This window comes from Vibrio sp. 10N.222.49.A3, from assembly GCF_041475145.1.
Lineage (GTDB): Bacteria > Pseudomonadota > Gammaproteobacteria > Enterobacterales > Vibrionaceae > Vibrio > Vibrio tasmaniensis_A.
Genome location: NZ_JBFRVM010000114.1, coordinates 1 through 17,858 on the forward strand (window position 1 = coordinate 1; position 17,858 = coordinate 17,858).

A 17,858-nucleotide genomic window follows, 5' to 3' on the forward strand; every position below is an offset into this window, starting at 1 on the left:
TGATGTATGGAATCCACTCCCTCTCTGCCAATCTACACTTAGCAGAGTGCAGTTATAACGAGGGTTCCAATATGTTGACTAAAAATGTTATCGCGATCGACCTAGCAAAAAATGTTCTGCAAGCCTGCCATATCAGTATTTACGGTGAGATGCTGTCCAATAAACCTTTAAGTCGACAGAAAATGAAAGAGTTTCTTGCCAAGGCTAAGCCTTCCATTGTCGCCATGGAAGGTTGTTGCGGCTGCCACTACTGGGGGCAATTAGCTGAAAAGTTTGGACACGAAGTGCGGATTATCAACCCGAAGAAAGTGAAAGGCTACCTAGAAGGACATAAAACTGATCATAATGATGCCCTTGCTATCGCTAATGCCGCTATCCAAATTGGTATCAAGTACAGCCGTCCAAAGTCATTAGAACAACAATCTATGCATTCATTAGAAACCAGCCGTAGGTTCTTATCTCGTAGTGTGGTTTCCTTAGGGCTTCACATTAGAGGGACGATTTTGGGCTACGGGATAGCAAACCCTAGAGGTGAAAAAGGTTTAAAAGCGTCGGTTCAAACAGTACTTGATGGAGAGACCTCAATACCAGCAAATGTTGTATCCGTTCTGTCCATGTTGTGGGAGCAATATAAAGAACTGAAAGCAAAACTCATCGCGTTCGAAAAAGAGAAAAATGCGTTAACCCGTCAGATAGAACCATGCCAACGATTAATGGAAATTGAAGGTGTTGGTGAAACAACAGCTGCGATGCTTTATACCACTCTGGGTGATGGAAAGCAGTTCAAGAATGGAAGGCAAGCTTCAGCGTTTGTTGGTCTTACGCCCAAACAACACAGTTCAGGTGGTAAGGTCTTTATGGTTGGGATCGATAAATGCGGTGGTGTGAAAGAGCTACGCTCCCTTCTCTATCTTGGTGCAATGTCTTACGTTGGACGACTACCAGAAAAACCGAAGACTCAAAAGGATGCTTGGTTGAGGAGTATCATAGATCGTATCGGATTCAAGAAGGCCTGCATTGCACTGGCGAACAAAGTGGTACGGACTGCATGGGCAATGTTACGGTATGAATCTGAATATAAACCTGTTTTACTCACCGATTAATCATTAATAAACTCTTAAATTTCACAAAATGATGATGCATAAAAGGTAAGACCAACCTACTGAAAACCTGGCCATTCTGTCATGCTAAGCAAGCTGCTAACTCGATAAGGACAGTAGGTGCGCAAAACATCAAAGGCTAGAAGGTAGCTCCTTCAATAAGAAGCCGAATATACGACCGCATCTTAACTTTTATTACCAAAATCACTTTGTAAATACGTGGATTCCATATACATATTGGGGGTAGGAGCATATTAGGTTGTACTCAACTCGCGTTAACTCGGTGCTTAAAAGTGTACTAATAACGCCAGTTACATAGCTCTATAAGTGTTCGTAGTGCTTCTCTTTCGAGCTTGCTACAGGTGCTTTTAAGCTTATTAAGATAGTATTTTCTCATGATGATTACTTCTTTTGTATTAGGCTTTGGTGGGAACTCAAAGTTCCTTGTTGACCCATTAATTATGGTTATTTAATAGGAAGTAATAAACAGATGGCTTTTTACTAAGTTGTTCCTGTTTTTGTCTTTTAGCGCTACTTTTTGGCTGATGTGTTTTATAATGGGATTAATCAGGAAGGGTTGTTTCTAAAAAGGTTCATTATTTGTCTGATCTAAACATGATGCGTTACTACACAAGGCTAGATTCGTTTGAGCCTAACCTCTCACATTCGGTTACCTTAACTGAGGTGGCAGACAAGCTGTTCACCAGCTTGCGCCATGCACGAACTTTGTTAGGCAAGATGCATCAGGCTGAATGGTTGGTGTGGGAGCCAAAAGTCGGCAGGAATCAACGTTCTAATCTGACTTTACGTTTTAGCAATCAAGAATTGACTCAACATGTTGCTAGTAAACTGATAGAGCAGGGCAAATACGAAAAAGCACTCTCAATTTTAGACAACGACCGCGCGATATTTGGCTCTCTCCTCCAAGAAACCTCTGGCGCGACGATGCGTGAAGGGCTGCTGCACGTTCAATTAACCTATAAACGTAAGTTTGAAGACCTATTCCCGCATCATATTCACCGCAGTAGCGAACGATTTTTGATCAGGCAAGTGTTCAGTTGCTTAGTCACTTGTAATGGCAAGGGCAAGTTGAAGCCTGAACTGGCGCACCATTGGGAATATGATGCTGAAAAATTAGTTTGGACTTTCTATTTGCGCCCAGGCCTAACCTTTCACGATGGGCAACCCGTTGACGCCAAGCAGCTCGTTTCGTTGTTTTCAGCCTTGCAACCCCTACCTTTCTATCAGATAGAGTTAGCCCATGTCGCTTCGGTTTACAGTGAACAGCCATTGAGGATCAGCTTTCAACTCACCAAAGCAGATACGGGCTTTGCTGGTTTACTTGCTGGCGTTAAATATTCGATTCAACCCGCAGCGCAAGTAACTCGTGAACCGTCTCCATTAAACTCGGTGTCACATGCAGTTATTGGTACCGGTCCATTTAAAGTGGTTGAGACCAATAATGAACGGATCAAGCTCGCGGCATTTGAGCTCTATTATGGTTGTCGTTCTTTGACTGATGAAGTGACCATCTGGCAGTTTGAAGAGTCGATGACGGGAAGTGCTCGATTCGATGACAGCCAAATGCAAGTCTCGTCTTATGAAGATTCTTCTTGTTTCCATCAGTTAGGGAAAAGCGATACGGAGCTTGTTTCTGCAGACACAGATGGCCTTCGTAGCCGAGTCGAGGATGGATGCCTGTTTATCCTATTTAATCAGAATTCAGCTGCAACTCCGCTTAATAATGAGCAGCGAAAATACCTTTCAGAACTGACCAACCCACAAGCGATTTTATCTCAGTTGGAAAAAAATAAGGGTTTGTTCAGTGTCTCTTTAGCTCAAAACATACTGCCAAGTTGGCAAAAATTGTATCGAACGCCTTCGAAAGAAGCACAATTACCGAAAAAGATGAGTATTGCAGTTTATGACTATTATGCGTTGTACCGATGTGCCATCTGCGTTTCAGACATATTGAAACGATATGGTGTGGAAGTTGAGGTGAACACCTACAGTTTTCGAGAATTGGCGCAGCTCTCTCAGAGTGGTGAGTTAAAGGAGGATCTGGTGTTGTGTAACCTGAATCTCGATGATAATGCGCCATCTTCATTGTTTTCGTGGTTAATGAATGACCCCGTGTTGCACTCGGCGCTAGGAGAGATGAACAGTGATTGGCTTAAACAGCGCTTAGATCATCACAAAGCCTCAGTTGAACTGCCGAATTACTTGGCAGAGTTGGAGCCCGTTGCATCCACGTTGATTTCTGATTATTGGTTAGTGCCCATGTTCCATCACCTGCAAACCGTGCGTTTCCAAGGCATTTTGAAAAACGTGGCCATCACAAACTGGGGATGGCCAGACTTCAAGAATGTATGGTCTGCAGATTAACCTTTCTCCCTAACTAAATAACTAAGTTAACTCGTTGCCAAAGTTGGTTTTTCCAAAATCGACTTTGACACGCTTACGTCTAGACAAATTAAAAGTTACACTCACTGGTTTACTTTTTTTGTTTTGGTATGTAAACTAGTCGGTGTAGTTTATGTGTTGGGTCTATCCCAACCGATGAAGAGATACCAATGAAAAAATATCTATTACCGATTTTAGGAGTACTTGCCGTGGTCGCTATCGTCAGCACAGGTTCACAATCAAACGACAATCTAGATAAGCTTCCGAAGAAGTTTGTTAACAGTGAGCTGGAATACAAATCGGGTATGTCTGATATTTTTTCAATCCTGAAAGCTTATGTGACAGTGGAAAGGAATGAGTCAGTGCCGCGCTCTGCATTGCCTCTGATACCAATGACAGCCGAGCAACTGATCGAAGAACAAGACGACGTTGTTTACCGCTTAGGTCACTCAAGTGTGATGATGAAGCTGGATGGCAAGTTAGTGATGACAGATCCTGTGTTCAGTGATCGCGCATCGCCAGTTCAATGGATAGGGCCAAAGCGCTTTCACCCAACACCAATCTCACTGCAAGAATTGCCTGATATTGATGTGGTAGTGATCAGCCACGATCATTATGACCATTTGGATAAAGGCGCGGTTAAGGTGCTCGCCGACAAAGTGGGTACGTTCTTAGTGCCATTAAGAGTTGGCGCACTATTGGAAAAGTGGGGCGTGGATAAAGCAAAGATTATTGAGCTGAACTGGTGGGAATCGGCAACAGCCTCAGATATTGAGTTTACTTTGACGCCAACACAGCACTTCTCTGGTCGTGGCTTACTTGATCGTGACCAAACACTGTGGGGGAGTTGGGTTATTAAGGCTTCAGATAAGAAAGTCTTCTTTAGTGGTGACTCTGGTTACTTCAATGGCTTTAAAGAGATTGGTGAGCGCTATGGGCCGTTTGATTTTACCATGGTCGAAACGGGCGCATACAATTCACTTTGGGCGGATATTCATATGTTCCCAGAGCAGAGCGTTCAGGCTCACATCGACCTGCAAGGTAAGGTGATGATGCCAATCCACAACAGTACGTTTGATCTCTCTATGCACGATTGGCAAGACCCAATGGAACAAGCACTGGCGATAAGCAAAGAGCGAGATGTACAAATGGTAAGCCCTGTGATGGGTGAACGTTTGGTGATTTCAGAACCAGTACCTGTTCAAGCATGGTGGAAACTGTAATTGGATACCTACCCACAAGCTATAAATTTCAGTATTATAAAGCCCTATAATTTCAGGGCGATAAGACATGCAAAGTAAGTTTAGACAAGCGGCAAAGGAGTTACTAAGCTACCGAGTTGCTGGTATGAAAGCAGCGCGAATGAGTGATCAATTTCGCCCGAACAACCTTGAAGATTCTTTACACATTCAAGTAGCAATGGTTGACCTTCACCGCAGTAAAGTCGGTGGTTGGAAATGCCTGTTGCCATTGAGCGAAGAGAAGTTGATCGTTGCGCCTATTTTCGAAGATAGCGTTCAGTTTGGTTCTGAATGCGAGGCTTTTTCGGATAACGGAGTAGTTCGTATTGAACCTGAAATTGCTTTTGTCTTGGCCAAGCCTTTACCAGCAAATTCCAATGGTTACACTGAAGAGCAAGTTAATGAGGCTATCGGTTCGTGTCGCATGGCTTTAGAGCTTATTCAATCCCGCTTTGCCGATGATAGTGGCGTAGAGTTCTATGAAGTGTTGGCCGATGGCTTAGCTAATCAAGGTTTGTTTCTTGGCCCTGAGCTTAGTAAAGAGAGCGCTTTTGCAGCGGCGAACTTTGAGATTGCTATTACTCAAGATGAGAAAGTGCAAGCCTTCACTGGTAAGCACCCAAACTCACTACCACAAACTCCTATCTATTGGCTGATTAACACCATGACTCAACGCGGTGTTAGCTTCGAAGCGGGGGAGGCCATTATTACCGGGTCATATTGTGGTGTTGTTGAAGTCGAATTCGATCAACTAACGACAGTACGTTATGACGAGCTGGGCGAATATGAAGTGATATTTAAACAAAAGTTATAAAGTTTTCTGCTTACATGATCTGTTCTCGAAAGGCTATTTACTGGTTAGTAAGTAGCCTTTTCTATTATGTGATGTTCAATGATGTGCTTATTACTTTGCATTAAATTGGGCGTTTAGACGTCTAGACGTTGACAAGCCTTAAGTGTGACATTAGTCTGCTCATCTTCCTGTTCTATTGCGTTGATGTTCCATGTCCAATTCAAAAAATTCTAATGCTGTAATTGCACCTTCTGCAGTTGCGCTTATCCCTCTGATCGTGTTCCTAGCGCTGTTTATTGGCGTAGGTACGTACTTGTCACTGCAAGGCGTCGATTTTGCTTTCTATCAGCTTCCAGCTCCGATTGCGGCTTTGCCTGCAGTGATGCTAGCGTTGTTGCTAAGCAAAGATAAATTGAACCGTGCTATCGAACAGTTCTTAGGTGGAGTAGGTCACAAAGACATTATCGCAATGTGTATGATCTACCTATTGGCGGGTGCTTTTGCGGCTGTAGCTAAAGCGTCAGGCGGCGTTGACGCAACCGTAAACCTTGGGCTGTCGGCGATTCCGACAAGCATGATTTTACCGGGTATCTTCCTTATTTCTGCTTTCATTGCGACCGCAATGGGTACGTCGATGGGTACCATCGCTGCGGTTGCCCCTGTTGCGCTAGGTATTGCTGACTCAGCTGGCATGAGTATTCCTCTGACTGCTGGTGTGGTGCTAAGTGGCGCGATGTTTGGTGACAACCTTTCAATCATCTCTGATACCACGATTGCCGCGACACGTTCACAAGGCTGTGAGATGAGAGACAAGTTTAAAGAGAACATCCGCATTGCACTTCCTGCTGCATTGATAGCGATTGTCATCTTTGCTTTCAATAGCACGGCAACTCAAGTGCCTGAAACAGGCTCAATTGAGTGGCTCAAAGTTCTGCCGTACATCACTATTCTGATTCTTGCGGTATCGGGCATGAATGTATTCGTCGTGCTGACCATTGGTATCTTGCTAGCGGGTGGCGTGAGTTTAGGTTCTATTGAGAACTACGGTATGACGGATTACGCTCAAGATATCTATGCAGGCTTCGGTAACATGCAGGAAATCTTCCTACTGTCGATGCTGATTGGTGGTTTGAGTGAGCTGATGCGTCGCCAAGGCGGACTAGCGTTCCTAACTAACCTTGTAAGCGGTGTGATCCGTGCGTTTGGCTCTTCACACTCTAAGCAAGCGAATGGTCGTGCGAGCGAGCTAGGTATTGCTGGCTTGGTATCTATGGTGAACCTATGTACTGCAAACAACACGGTAGCGATTATTGTATCTGGTAGCGTGGCTCGTCAATTGGCGGAAGAGAACAACGTGTCTCCGCGTCGCTCAGCAAGCTTGTTGGATATCTTCTCTTGTGTGATTCAAGGTGTGTTGCCTTACGGTGCGCAGGTATTGCTTTTAGGTTCGGTATTTAACCTATCGCCTTTGGAAATCGTGTCTAACTCATACTACTGTTTTGCACTTGCAATCGTGGCTGTAGTCGCTGTGTTTATCAAACACCCAGCGCGCCAAGTGGCTAACGCTTAATAGCAACTGACCAAACTTAGTTATCACTGATTTTGATAATAAAGGCTCCTGACTAGGAGTCTTTATTATATATGGCGAATGAATTACCATGAGTTCAAGTTATCATCGATACTTATTGAGTTATCGACGCTATATACTCTGTTATTAAAATGGAACTTTGATGCTCGCCATTCCCCTGCCATTTGTTGCTGCTCTGTTGTTATTTATCACGGCTGTTTTGCTTCGATATCGTTACCCACAAACAAGCCAAAAACCGTTTTGGTTTATTATGTTGTGTGCGTTGATGATTACTGTCGTTGGGCTACGTTGGACGGTAGATATCGCATTGTTTCGTTTCTTACAGCCAGTTCTAGGGGCAAGCGTACCGGTGGCTGCATGGCTCTGCTTTGCGGGAGTTCATCGAAGTAAACCTTTGTCTCTTTTGCATTGCTTAGGCCCAGTGGTTGTTCTGGTTGGCTCCTTTTCTTATTCGTATATTTGGGATGGAACGATTGATCTATTGTTGATCTCGTTGTACCTCGGCTATGGCTGCTTGTTGTTGAAGTCATCGTTTAACTTTCCAGAGCACGTCAGGCTGAGTGATGTATCGAATGTTTTGTATGCAGAGCGTACGGCTGGTATAGCCTTACTGTTTTCAGCTCTCGTGGATAGCATTATCTCGTATGATATTTTGCTGCTCAACGCACAACACACAGACTTGATCCTATCTATTAGCTACTTAGTTCTTATTCCTGCGATTGTTGGGACTGTGATTGTTGTCAGCACTAGTACGTCTCCGATTCAGGAACAAAACCAACAGCAGAGTGAACTGACAACACCAAGCTATTCTCCTGAAGACATTGATGTATCTGCGGTATCGTCGACAAGCCTAAAAGTCGATGAAGAAGTCCCGCAAATCGTCGCTAAGTTTGATGCATTAATGAAGGATCATCAGGTGTTCAAAGATCCAGATTTGTCCCTGAATCGAGTGGCGAGAAAGCTAGGTATCCCAGCTCGAAAAATATCGTCTGCGGTTAACCAAACTCATAATGAGAATATTTCGAAGGTGATCAATGCCTATCGAATTGAGCACGCTAAGACTCTCCTGAAGCAAAGTGATGAAGCGATAACTGACATCTTCCTTAGTTCAGGCTTTCAGACCAAGTCCAATTTCAATCGAGAATTTTCAAGGATAACTGGGCAAACTCCGAGTGAGTACCGAAGTTCGCCACAAGTGTTAGATTAAGTGTGTTTGCTTTCTGTTTATCAGTTCAGAAAGCTAATGATGTCGTTTAAGATCAATTGATGTAGCTGGTCGCGTGATGTACCAACGCCATCTTTACAAATAATGCCATCGCCTGGGACTTCTTCTTCAAGCATCGGTATTGCCCCAGGTTTACAGCTTTGAATGAAGCTGAAATGGGTGGCGCTTTCATAGACCTTATAGCGTCTTAAATTAAGAGGCATGTGCTCAGCAATGTAGCCAGACTCTAATGCCTGGGGTAAGTCGCCAATATCAATTCCTGCAGCCAATATTAAGGTTGGCACTGTAATGTTATTTAAGCTTTGTAGCGAAAAGCTACGAGCAAGCCCCAGATCAAGGCTGACAACGCGCTGAATTCTAGGGTCTGATAGGTCTTTTTCATTTGGTTCAGCTGGTTGGGCTTGTGATAGTCCTAATTCATCAGACAGTCCACAGGTACGCGGGTTAGGGTATATAAGACACTCGGCTTCAAAGGTCGCTCTATCTATTTTCGCTCCTGCCAATTGCATCACTGTCCAGCCTCCTAGAGAGTGCCCGATTGCGGTAACATTTTCAGCGTTAGCAAATTGCTTCCACTGGGTTTGGGATAACAAGTAGTCCAGAATGCGTGACATATCTTGTGGTCTCTCCCACCATTTCGCTGCTTGCTTCGGGGATTGGTCGAAAGAAGTGGTTCCCGGATGGTCAGTGGCCGCTACGATGTAGCCACGACTCGCAAGTTCGGTCGCCAACCAGTTTTGGTTTCGCCAGTTTCCTCGGTAACCGTGTGATAACAGTACTACTGGAAAAGTGCCGGATTGAATCTCTCCATCTTTGATGACTTGCGTGCCGATGAAGGCTGGGTTATCGCCAATCAAGGTTGTGTCTGATGCATCTAGTGTGGGATACCAAATGGCAGTGTTTAGCGGGCGATTAGGATCGTCAGTTAAGGTGACTTGAGTGAACCCGACATCGGAAGCGATGGCTGAACTGCAAAGGAAAAGTAGGGATGTGAACAGTAAACGTGTCCATTTCATGGTTTTAACTCCAATTTAGGTGATTGGAGCCAATATGAGCTAAAGCCAGTGAGGGCGAGACCTCAAACACGATCGAGGACGCCCTAAATCGTGTTTTATTACCGAATTTTCGGCTCAGTTTTGGATTATCTACGTCTTGGACGCTTTTCTACCAACCCGTTTCGCTCTAAGCCACGTCTAACACTGCTGCATAGCTTACCAAAGCGACGCAGCTCTTCGAAGTTAGGGCCTTGACCAATTGAAATGCTGTGTTCCCAATACATCAACTCACTGTCGACCATCTCCAGTAGTTTCTTAGAACAACCGGCGCAGTTTCCTTTTGGCCCACAGATAAACGTCTCCGACTCGTAAAGAGGGAGTTCGTTTTTCACTTCTACAATTAGATTGAGCATTGCCGAGTTTAAATCTGGCTTTTTGTTTGTGAGTGGTTTCAAGCTTAGTGCTTGCGAAGCGATCACGGAAGAAGTCGTTGTGTTGGGTTGTATATTCAAAGCAGCTGATGACATATCAAAGGCCTCAAGGAAAGAAGAAGAGGCGCATGCTACTCCTCACAACAAAGTGGACCTTGATGTAGTGCAATAAGCGTGGTGAATTATCCGAAAGAGGTAGGAGAAAGAGGGAGTCAGAGTCACAAACGGTTTGTGACTCTGGTTTATCTCTTAGGCTTAACGCAGAAAGTAGTTTTAACGCAGAAAATAGGCTTAACGCTTAGAATTCAGCGTCGAACTGGAACTCCATCCACTCTTTGGTGACTGGGTGGTGTAGTGCTAGCCTTTCTGCGTGTAGGTGCAGTCGGTCGGCTTTGTTGCCATATAAGCCGTCACCAACGATAGGCATGTTAAGCCCTTCTTCATGTGAACAGTGAACACGTAATTGGTGTGTGCGGCCCGTTTTCGGGTGCAGATAAACCTTTGTTGTGTCTTGGCTTCGCTCAATCACTTCCCATTTCGTTTCAGCAGGCTTGCCGTGTTCGAAGCAGACAATCTGACGAGGACGATCGTATAAATCTCCACGTAGTGGTAAGCGAACATAACCTTCATCTTGCTCTAAAACGCCTTCTATCATTGCCACGTAACGCTTCTCAACTTCACGAGTAATGAACTGCTTCTGTAGGCTTTTGTTCGCACGTCGTGTAAGCGCAAATATTAGAATGCCAGAGGTCGCCATATCCAAGCGGTGGATAACAAATGGCCCTTCAACATCGGGATGCATTTCTTGAACACGAGTGTAGGCCGAATCTTTTATGGTTTTACCCGGTACGGATAGAAAACCTGCTGGTTTGTGTACCACAACGATGTGATCGTCTTGGAACAGGATATCGAGGTCTTTGCCTTCTGCTGGGTTCTCTAGCAATGGGTTGGGATCGACTTCCAAGCCTTTCATCATATGGCCTAAAATCGGTACACACTTACTTTGGCAAGACGCGTAGTATTTCTTGTGCTTACGGATTTCCGATTTCGGTGAACGACCCCACCAAAATTCAGCCAGTGCCAATGGTGTGTAACCGTTTAAATACGCGCATTGCAGAAGTTTGGGTGCGGCACACTCGCCAGAACCTGCTGGTGGTATCTTATTTGGCGTGTCTTCAAAGATCTGGTTGAGATCCTCAATGTTACCTTCCGCATTCTGGAAAGCGTATTGTGAAAACAGTTTGTGCTGAAGCTGATGAGAAAGGTGCGCTCTTTGCTCTTTTAGTTCAACTAATTGATCAGTGAACACATCAACTTTCATTTGTAACTCGTTTAGGATCTGTTCCCAGTTGAGCTTAAGATATTTTTGCTGATTCTTGTCGGCAACACTGGCCTTGTTTAACTCGTTATTTAGCTGTTCGAAGGCTTGCTCATCAAGGTTTTCTTTACCTTGTTCACGCTGTTCTTTACGTGTTTTTCGGCCTTCTATAATCAACAAACGTTGCGCTTCGATCTCCTGTTCTGCCTGTGCTTTCTGTTGTGCTAACTGTTCACACAATTCAAGGTATTCAGCGTTTGCTTGCAGCGCTTTAAATTTCGCATTTATAGCCATCATGTCGGCTGTGTCTTGATGGAAAAAGCTATCGCTGCTCAACATGTCGAATACGGGCGGCACAAAGTGAGGCAGTAGGTTTTGGTCGGCGATTTTTCCAGAGAAAGCAGAGAAGTAACCAAGCTCACCTTCAGGGCTTTTCACCAGTAACACACCAAACATTTTGCCGCGACCATCGTCAGAATCCAGTCCGAAGTCATGCTGCCAGTCGGTTTGAGTTTCTAGATACTGTTGAAGCTGATGAGAGGCGATTTCACACAGTGGGTGCGGTTCGTAGTAGAACGGGAATGTGAAACGCTCAGGCAACGAATATGACTCGATCGGCTGTTGAAAACGAGTGAAGCAATGCTCAGGTGTGTGGCTGTTTTCTGAGTCGTGCGTTGGTTTTGATGAGTGCATAGTCGTATTAATACTTATATCGTGGTGATAAATGGTTGTGAGTCTACTGTGTATGTTTAGAGACGTTAAACACAGTACAAGGCGGCGATTCTACTCTTTATCGAAAAGCGCCTCAAATAAGAAATGGTTCTATTACTAGATAGCCAAGCGACGAGCCTATGAGTTATGGCTTGAACTTCATTAATTGATGAGTAACTTCTCGTTTTTAATCATAGAAGACAATTTAACAAACCAAGGGTGGTAGCCTTGCCGCCCTCTTATGAAAACTAAGGTAACGTTATGATTCCACTCAATACTTCAATTGTATCCGGTGTCGCTCTTTCAGAGATCGACGGACAAATGAAAATGCTACTAATGAAGCGTGTGAAGGGCGAGTTTTGGTGCCACGTCGCAGGCTCGATTGAAGCAGGTGAAACAGGCTGGCAGGCTATCGTGCGCGAGTTTGAAGAAGAGACCCAAATTAAAGTGGAAGCTTTGTATAACGCGCAGTTTCTGGAGCAGTTTTACGAGGCGCATGTTAATGTGATTCAGCTAATCCCTGTGTTTGCGGTGCTATGCCCACCCAACCAAGCGATTGAACTGAATGACGAACATACAGAGTACCGCTGGTGCGATTTAGAGGAAGCGAAAGCACTTGCGCCGTTCCCCAACCAACATGCCGTCTACGATCATATTTGGTCGTATTTTGTCGATAAGCCAGTCAATCCGCTTTACCGAGTGAAATTGAATTAGCACTGGCTGTTTAAGAGCTAGGACTTACCAATATACGGGGTTAAAAAGGCGCTTACCTGTTCTTGGCATAACCCTACATCGACTTTCACGCCGTGCGACTCGAGTATCGCCACACCACGACCATTATTGCGAGGGTCAGGGTCTAGCATCGCCACTACTACGTGTTTTACACCTGCTTTAACCAATGTACTGGCGCAAGCGGGTGTTCTGCCAACAAATGAACATGGCTCTAAAGTTACGTAAGCGGTAACGCCTTCCATTTCTCCGTCCGTTTCGCTGTCATAGCCATTCAGTGCTTCAACTTCGGCGTGGTTTCCACCGACCTTTTGCGTATATCCAACAGACACCACTTTATCGTTTTTCACCAAAACACAGCCCACTGGTGGGTTTGGTTGGCAATCGGGTAGGGCTTGGCGCGAAGCTTCAAGAGCTTGCAGCATGTATTGTTGGTTCATGGTCGTTACTCAGTATGACGAGAGAGCGCAGCAGTGAGTGACCGCGCGCGGTTGATGACTTGGTTAGTTACTAACTTACTAAGCTAATAAATTAATAAGCTAAGCAAGTGGGGGCATGTTCGATCTGATTGCGACTTTAGTCAATGGTTTTAGTACAGAGGCAAAGTTTGATTCGACATAGGTTAACCATGCTAACTACGGTGTCATAAGGTAGAGTTGATGTTGTCTACGCAATAGAGCTCAATTATTGAATCACCACGATAATTAATTTAATAGGCTAGCCATAAATTCGCTGACCGGCTCTGACAATAAATCTTGTGGGTGGTCACCGCCAAAGGTAGCTAGCCCGCTTTTTCCTTCGATTATGCCAGACTTAATAATTACTTTTGTTTTAACATCAACAACTGTAATTTTTACGCTTACTTTATCTGGCTTTGCTGACCATTCAGTCGCGCGATCTTCCCAGTGTAATATGGTAGGAAAAATTAAGTAGTCGAACTCATTGCTTTTCGCATATTCAAGGACAAAATTGTAATCAGCTGCTTGGTTAGCGATTGCGACGTTGTTTAGTTTTGTGAATAACTCTGATTGAAGAGCTTTACTCACCATTAGTCCTGAGCCTGAATAATAGTGCTTCCCATATTCCCCATTCTTTGAGCGGCCGATTAAAACTGAATCACTTGTTTCAAATTTAGCTGTCGAGTTTACATCCGTAACCTGAAGTTTATGTGTATCAGCACACCCAATGATAACTAAGCTTATAAGTATCAGTAACGCACGTAAAATCGACATAATAGCTACCTTATATGGATGTGAGCTAATATTAACCATAGTTTATATTAAACATATTAATGTATAAAATTTGCGACTAATTAGTACGAGCGACAAAGGACCCTTTGAGACTCAAACAACCAATAGTTAACTTCGGCCAATGAGTTAACCAGTTTTTAGACTGAACTCGTTGATCAAACACGTCTCTGCTGCGATTGGGATTCGGTGTGATCTTTAAATCAAACAAACTCTCTAAACCAAAAGCCGAAATGCACTCGATTTCCCCTGTCGGGCTTTGCTTGACGGCGACTGTGGTTTCTTTCTCTGGCCAGTAACGCATCGCATCCAATGAGCCTTGGTAAGGTTCATCCCCATTTCTGGTGTGCATGTTGGCTTGATTGCGAACTTGCCAATTCAATTCAGGTAAGCGTTGTTTAAGCTGAGCCTCGTATCGAAGATCCGATTCGTAGGAGGTATCAATGGTATCAAAGTAGATCACATCAATATCATTGAGAGGCGTCGGGGAGTCAAAGTCATGCAAGTGATCCCAAACGAGGTTTCTCACAAAGCCCGCAGCAACATAGCACTGCGGCAAATCCAGCTGAGCGACACAGTCTAAAACCTGCATTCGTAAGGGATCTTGCTTGATCAACGTGACGATACTGTTGGCTAGCGGATGTATCATTATGATGTCGGAACATCGGTGACTTGGTAATGACGTGTCACGTTCTTGGAGGTTTCACTCCATTCAGACGTTTTTACTCGCTGTTGGTGCGCTTCGAATGCTTCTCGGCTAGTGAATTCTTCATACACTTCAAAGCGATTAGGTTGAAGCGTGCTTTGACTGACTCGAAACACAATACAACCAGGTTCTTCCAGTGTCAGTTCTTTGTGTACAACCAAGGCTTGTGTCACGGCTTCTAGGTCGTTGTCTGGCACGAGAATATGCCCTTGCAGAATTACTTTACTCATAATTACGTCCATTTAATTTTATTCACTACAGCTTTTTTCTATCAAAAGCTCAACCCGTTACAAACATAATCCCATTTTGATGTTGTGACGTATAGGCTAATGTGGCGATTAATTGTTCACATTGAATACAGGCCTAGTTACACTGTAACTTTGCGGGTGAGGCGAGTAATAAAAGATAAGATGCTGGAACTAAATCAGCGTTGGTCCGGTCTATTAAATTAGTATCATTGAACTGTATTGATACTGAAATGAATTTGTCATCTGAGAGAACTAACCTTAATTTTGAAGAGCGGCTCATAGGATTGAATTGAGCCATAGTTGATATCTAGGTCATACTTTGATGTAAATGGTACTCAAAACTCTATAAATTTTGTGATTTGTATCATTGATCTGGACATCAAACACCGTTAGATTCGAATGGTTGGCAATAAAAATAGCTCATGAAGAGCAGTTAAAGAAAAGGAAATATCCCTTATGAAAAAAATGAGAAGAGCACAGCTTCATCGCGTTCGCATCCAATACTGGAAAGACACAGCGAAAGAAGCTTTAAATCGTAAAGCTTTAAAATAAGAAAGCTGAAAAGCTTAATCATATGTAAAACGTAACAAATCGATTTCAATAGCACTCTCAAGGACCTTCATCTGGTCGGCGACTAAAGAAATCATCCCCCAAAGAGCTGACAAGCATTAACAACAATGCAATTCAATGTCAGCTCATTAATACCTCCTCTTAGATTCTCTTGTTTCTTCACTCTGTTACTCCCAACTAAAATCCTTTGTCCTTGTTTCCCATTCCTATATCGCAAAGTCGTGATCAAAAAAGCTCCCGATTTCTCAGAAGCTTTGATTTAGATTTTGATATCTGATTTGGTTACCCGTTGAGAGCTCAGAATAAGTGACTCTATCGATGGAACAGCGTCTTCAAACTGACATCATCGGTTCGGTTCAGCTTCAAGCTCAGTAGACACCCGCCAACACCAATCAGTACATAAATACCCAAAGACAAAACCGGCGCTTCTGCAATCGCACTGAATGGGTTGCTCGCCGTTAGTACCTTTATTGGTAGTGATGCGATGAGAGAGAAGAAGTCATTGATGCCATAGAATCCAAATACGGCGACCGAGAGTAACTTAATCGCATAGCTTGAGATAAAAATGACAAGCAGTGGAGAATTCACTAACTGCGAAATTGCCAGAGTAACGGTTGCTAGTGGCAATAAAACCAGTGCAACTAACATCATTCGCCCAAAGAATACCAACCAATTGCTAAGCACATAAAACAGTGATTGCTGCTCTACTATCAATGCCAATTGTTGTTCGCTTGAGACGTTCAATATCCAGAATAGGAAGTCGGCGAATAGAACTAATAGCGCGCAGATAGCCGGAATAACCACTAGACCGAAGCCTAGCTTCACGCAGTGAGTCATGGCATTGGATACTGGCATGCTTCTCCAAAACATCGAACTGCCTTCTTGGCGCTCTTTACGCAGTGTTTTAGGGATGTAAAGCGTCGAAAGTATGAGTGAAATAAGGCCAGCACCAAAGTAGATCACTGAGTTGAGGTCTTGTGCGAACTCTCTGTGTATGTCGCTTACGTCACCATTCACTTCCATTTGGAAGAAAAACTCATGCTGCGCTGCGCCATTGAAAAACAAACTAACGAACAGCAAGAAACCACATAACGCGATAAACAGAGGCAATCGAGTGTTAATTTTGTGCTCGATCAGTTCTTTTTCTAGCATATAAAAAGTTGGGTGCATTATGCCTTCTCCGTCTGTGTTGCAAGGAATAGGTCTGCGAGACCAACGTTGTAGATGTTACCCAATGATTCAACTTGCGCTTTGTATTGACCTTCCAATAACCACTTAGTGGTTCCTAGCCCTGGCTGTGAGGTCAGTGGATTGAGTTTCTGAATTTCGCTTGAGTGGTTGTTTGCGACATCGATAATGAAATAGTCGTTCTCGATGTCTTCCATGCTCTTTTGCAGCACACAATGGCCTTGTTTTAGAATCAATACGTCCGTTAATAGGTGTTCAATTTCTGAAACCTCATGGCTGGCAATGATCATCGCGCGTTCGCCGTCATGGAACCACTCTAGGAGGTGGCGATAAAAAGTATCGCGGTAGAGCAGATCTAGACCTAGCGTTGGCTCATCTAAGATCAACACTTGAGTGTCGGTCGCGATAATGATTGCAAGGTGAAGTTGTACCTTCATCCCTTTAGAAAGCTGTTTGATCGTTGAAGACAGCTTAATGTTGGTGCTACTTAACGTCTGTTCTGCTTTTTGCTTGTTGAAGCTTGGGTGCACGCCTTGGGTGTATCGAAGCAGTTGTTTAACGGTCATCCACTCGGGTAGCACATTAACATCTGAAATGTACGACAGGTGCAACATGAGTTCTGCATGCTGGTGGATAGGGTGATAGCCGTTAACTTCTATCTCACCTTGATAGCTGTGTCCGCCAAGCAGTGATTTGATCAGAGTCGATTTCCCTGCGCCATTGTGGCCTAGCAGACCAAGCACTTGCCCCGGTTTTAACTCAAAGCTGATGTTCTCGACACCCACTTGATTTGAATAGGTTTTGGTTACGTTTTTCACTGAAAGTAAAGTACTCATGACTTGTCCTTTATATGTTGTTCTAGCTGTTTCACGAGTTCTTCGACACTCATATCAATGATGCCTAGCGTCTCAGCGATGGCTGGGATCTGTGTGTTGATGAATGATTGGTGTGCAGACTCTTTCAATTTTTGAAGTGCCCCTTCGGCCACATACATGCCTTGTCCGCGTTTTTTCTCTACCAAGTCTTCATCCACCAGTAACTTATAGCTTTTCATGACAGTAAGATGGTTGATCTTGAGATCGGCAGCAACCGCGCGCACAGAGGGTAATGCTTGTTGCTCTAACCAAACACCTTGAAGAATTTGGTCACTGATCTTTGAGGCAAGCTGCCTAAAGATCGGTTGGTCGTCTTTCCATTCGGTCATAATTAAAACTGCATGGTGATATACATGTGTATAACACTAACCTTTTTATACGAATTGGCAAGGGTTTTATGAAAATGGATCGGATATTTTTATATTTGGATAAAGCATGTTTGGCGGGGAGGGTACTTGAAGCCTACGTCCTTGTGGGCTTTCAAGCAGCT

General features: G+C 44.0%; 17 protein-coding genes. 7 read left to right on the forward strand and 10 right to left on the reverse strand.

Annotated elements, in window-relative coordinates:
• Positions 1 to 71: 71 nt before the first annotated feature.
• The 6 genes from AB4589_RS18375 to AB4589_RS18400 all read left to right on the forward strand — a co-directional run bounded on the left by AB4589_RS18375 (position 72) and on the right by AB4589_RS18400 (position 8,332).
• Complete coding sequence (locus tag AB4589_RS18375) at positions 72 to 1,103, forward strand: IS110 family transposase (RefSeq protein WP_065680108.1); 1,032 nt, start codon at positions 72 to 74, stop codon at positions 1,101 to 1,103.
• A gap of 597 nt (positions 1,104 to 1,700) precedes the next feature.
• Positions 1,701 to 3,485 carry an SgrR family transcriptional regulator gene (locus AB4589_RS18380; RefSeq protein ID WP_372101408.1) on the forward strand — a complete coding sequence of 595 codons (1,785 nt, stop codon included), beginning with the start codon at positions 1,701 to 1,703 and terminating at the stop codon, positions 3,483 to 3,485.
• A 188-nt stretch (positions 3,486 to 3,673) separates the two neighbouring features.
• Entirely contained in the window at positions 3,674 to 4,726 is a 1,053-nt protein-coding gene (locus AB4589_RS18385; RefSeq protein WP_371727448.1) for an MBL fold metallo-hydrolase, read from the forward strand.
• 67 nt (positions 4,727 to 4,793) lie between these two features.
• Positions 4,794 to 5,558, forward strand: coding sequence for a fumarylacetoacetate hydrolase family protein (locus tag AB4589_RS18390; RefSeq protein WP_372101409.1), 765 nt, complete (start codon positions 4,794 to 4,796; stop codon positions 5,556 to 5,558).
• Positions 5,559 to 5,748: 190 nt separating this feature from the next.
• Positions 5,749 to 7,107 carry a Na+/H+ antiporter NhaC family protein gene (locus AB4589_RS18395; protein WP_372101411.1) on the forward strand — a complete coding sequence of 453 codons (1,359 nt, stop codon included), beginning with the start codon at positions 5,749 to 5,751 and terminating at the stop codon, positions 7,105 to 7,107.
• Positions 7,108 to 7,264: 157 nt separating this feature from the next.
• Entirely contained in the window at positions 7,265 to 8,332 is a 1,068-nt protein-coding gene (locus AB4589_RS18400) for a helix-turn-helix domain-containing protein (protein WP_372101413.1), read from the forward strand.
• Between the two features lie 20 nt (positions 8,333 to 8,352).
• On the opposite strand, the gene AB4589_RS18405 is transcribed toward AB4589_RS18400, so the two are convergent.
• From AB4589_RS18405 to AB4589_RS18415, 3 genes are all read right to left on the reverse strand, one after another.
• The gene (locus AB4589_RS18405) at positions 8,353 to 9,366 is read right to left on the reverse strand and encodes an alpha/beta hydrolase family protein (protein ID WP_372101415.1); all 1,014 of its coding nucleotides are present in this window, start codon (positions 9,364 to 9,366) and stop codon (positions 8,353 to 8,355) included.
• Positions 9,367 to 9,491: 125 nt separating this feature from the next.
• Positions 9,492 to 9,872, reverse strand: a complete 381-nt coding sequence (locus tag AB4589_RS18410; protein ID WP_371710346.1) for a hypothetical protein — start codon at positions 9,870 to 9,872, stop codon at positions 9,492 to 9,494.
• Positions 9,873 to 10,074: 202 nt separating this feature from the next.
• Positions 10,075 to 11,787, reverse strand: coding sequence for a pseudouridine synthase (locus tag AB4589_RS18415; RefSeq protein ID WP_371710347.1), 1,713 nt, complete (start codon positions 11,785 to 11,787; stop codon positions 10,075 to 10,077).
• A 279-nt stretch (positions 11,788 to 12,066) separates the two neighbouring features.
• On the opposite strand from AB4589_RS18415, the gene AB4589_RS18420 reads away from it, so the two are divergent.
• A complete protein-coding gene (locus AB4589_RS18420) occupies positions 12,067 to 12,519 on the forward strand; it encodes an NUDIX pyrophosphatase (RefSeq protein ID WP_371703149.1) in 453 nt (150 codons plus the stop codon).
• A 17-nt stretch (positions 12,520 to 12,536) separates the two neighbouring features.
• On the opposite strand, the gene AB4589_RS18425 is transcribed toward AB4589_RS18420, so the two are convergent.
• The 7 genes from AB4589_RS18425 to AB4589_RS18455 all read right to left on the reverse strand — a co-directional run bounded on the left by AB4589_RS18425 (position 12,537) and on the right by AB4589_RS18455 (position 17,697).
• A complete protein-coding gene (locus AB4589_RS18425) occupies positions 12,537 to 12,974 on the reverse strand; it encodes a bifunctional diaminohydroxyphosphoribosylaminopyrimidine deaminase/5-amino-6-(5-phosphoribosylamino)uracil reductase RibD (protein ID WP_371710348.1) in 438 nt (145 codons plus the stop codon).
• A 264-nt stretch (positions 12,975 to 13,238) separates the two neighbouring features.
• A complete protein-coding gene (locus AB4589_RS18430; RefSeq protein WP_009844743.1) occupies positions 13,239 to 13,766 on the reverse strand; it encodes a DUF4823 domain-containing protein in 528 nt (175 codons plus the stop codon).
• A 76-nt stretch (positions 13,767 to 13,842) separates the two neighbouring features.
• Positions 13,843 to 14,430 carry a nucleotidyltransferase family protein gene (locus AB4589_RS18435; RefSeq protein ID WP_029223767.1) on the reverse strand — a complete coding sequence of 196 codons (588 nt, stop codon included), beginning with the start codon at positions 14,428 to 14,430 and terminating at the stop codon, positions 13,843 to 13,845.
• Positions 14,430 to 14,717 (reverse strand): putative quinol monooxygenase, encoded by a 288-nt coding sequence (locus AB4589_RS18440; protein WP_371710349.1) that lies wholly within the window; start codon positions 14,715 to 14,717, stop codon positions 14,430 to 14,432. Before AB4589_RS18440 ends, AB4589_RS18435 begins: the two co-directional genes overlap by 1 nt.
• A 900-nt stretch (positions 14,718 to 15,617) precedes the next feature.
• Complete coding sequence (locus AB4589_RS18445) at positions 15,618 to 16,475, reverse strand: hypothetical protein (RefSeq protein WP_135385625.1); 858 nt, start codon at positions 16,473 to 16,475, stop codon at positions 15,618 to 15,620.
• Positions 16,475 to 17,329, reverse strand: a complete 855-nt coding sequence (locus AB4589_RS18450) for an ABC transporter ATP-binding protein (RefSeq protein WP_009844747.1) — start codon at positions 17,327 to 17,329, stop codon at positions 16,475 to 16,477. The genes AB4589_RS18445 and AB4589_RS18450 overlap by 1 nt, the downstream gene beginning before the upstream one ends.
• Entirely contained in the window at positions 17,326 to 17,697 is a 372-nt protein-coding gene (locus tag AB4589_RS18455) for a GntR family transcriptional regulator (RefSeq protein ID WP_372101418.1), read from the reverse strand. Before AB4589_RS18455 ends, AB4589_RS18450 begins: the two co-directional genes overlap by 4 nt.
• Between the last annotated feature and the right edge of the window lie 161 nt (positions 17,698 to 17,858).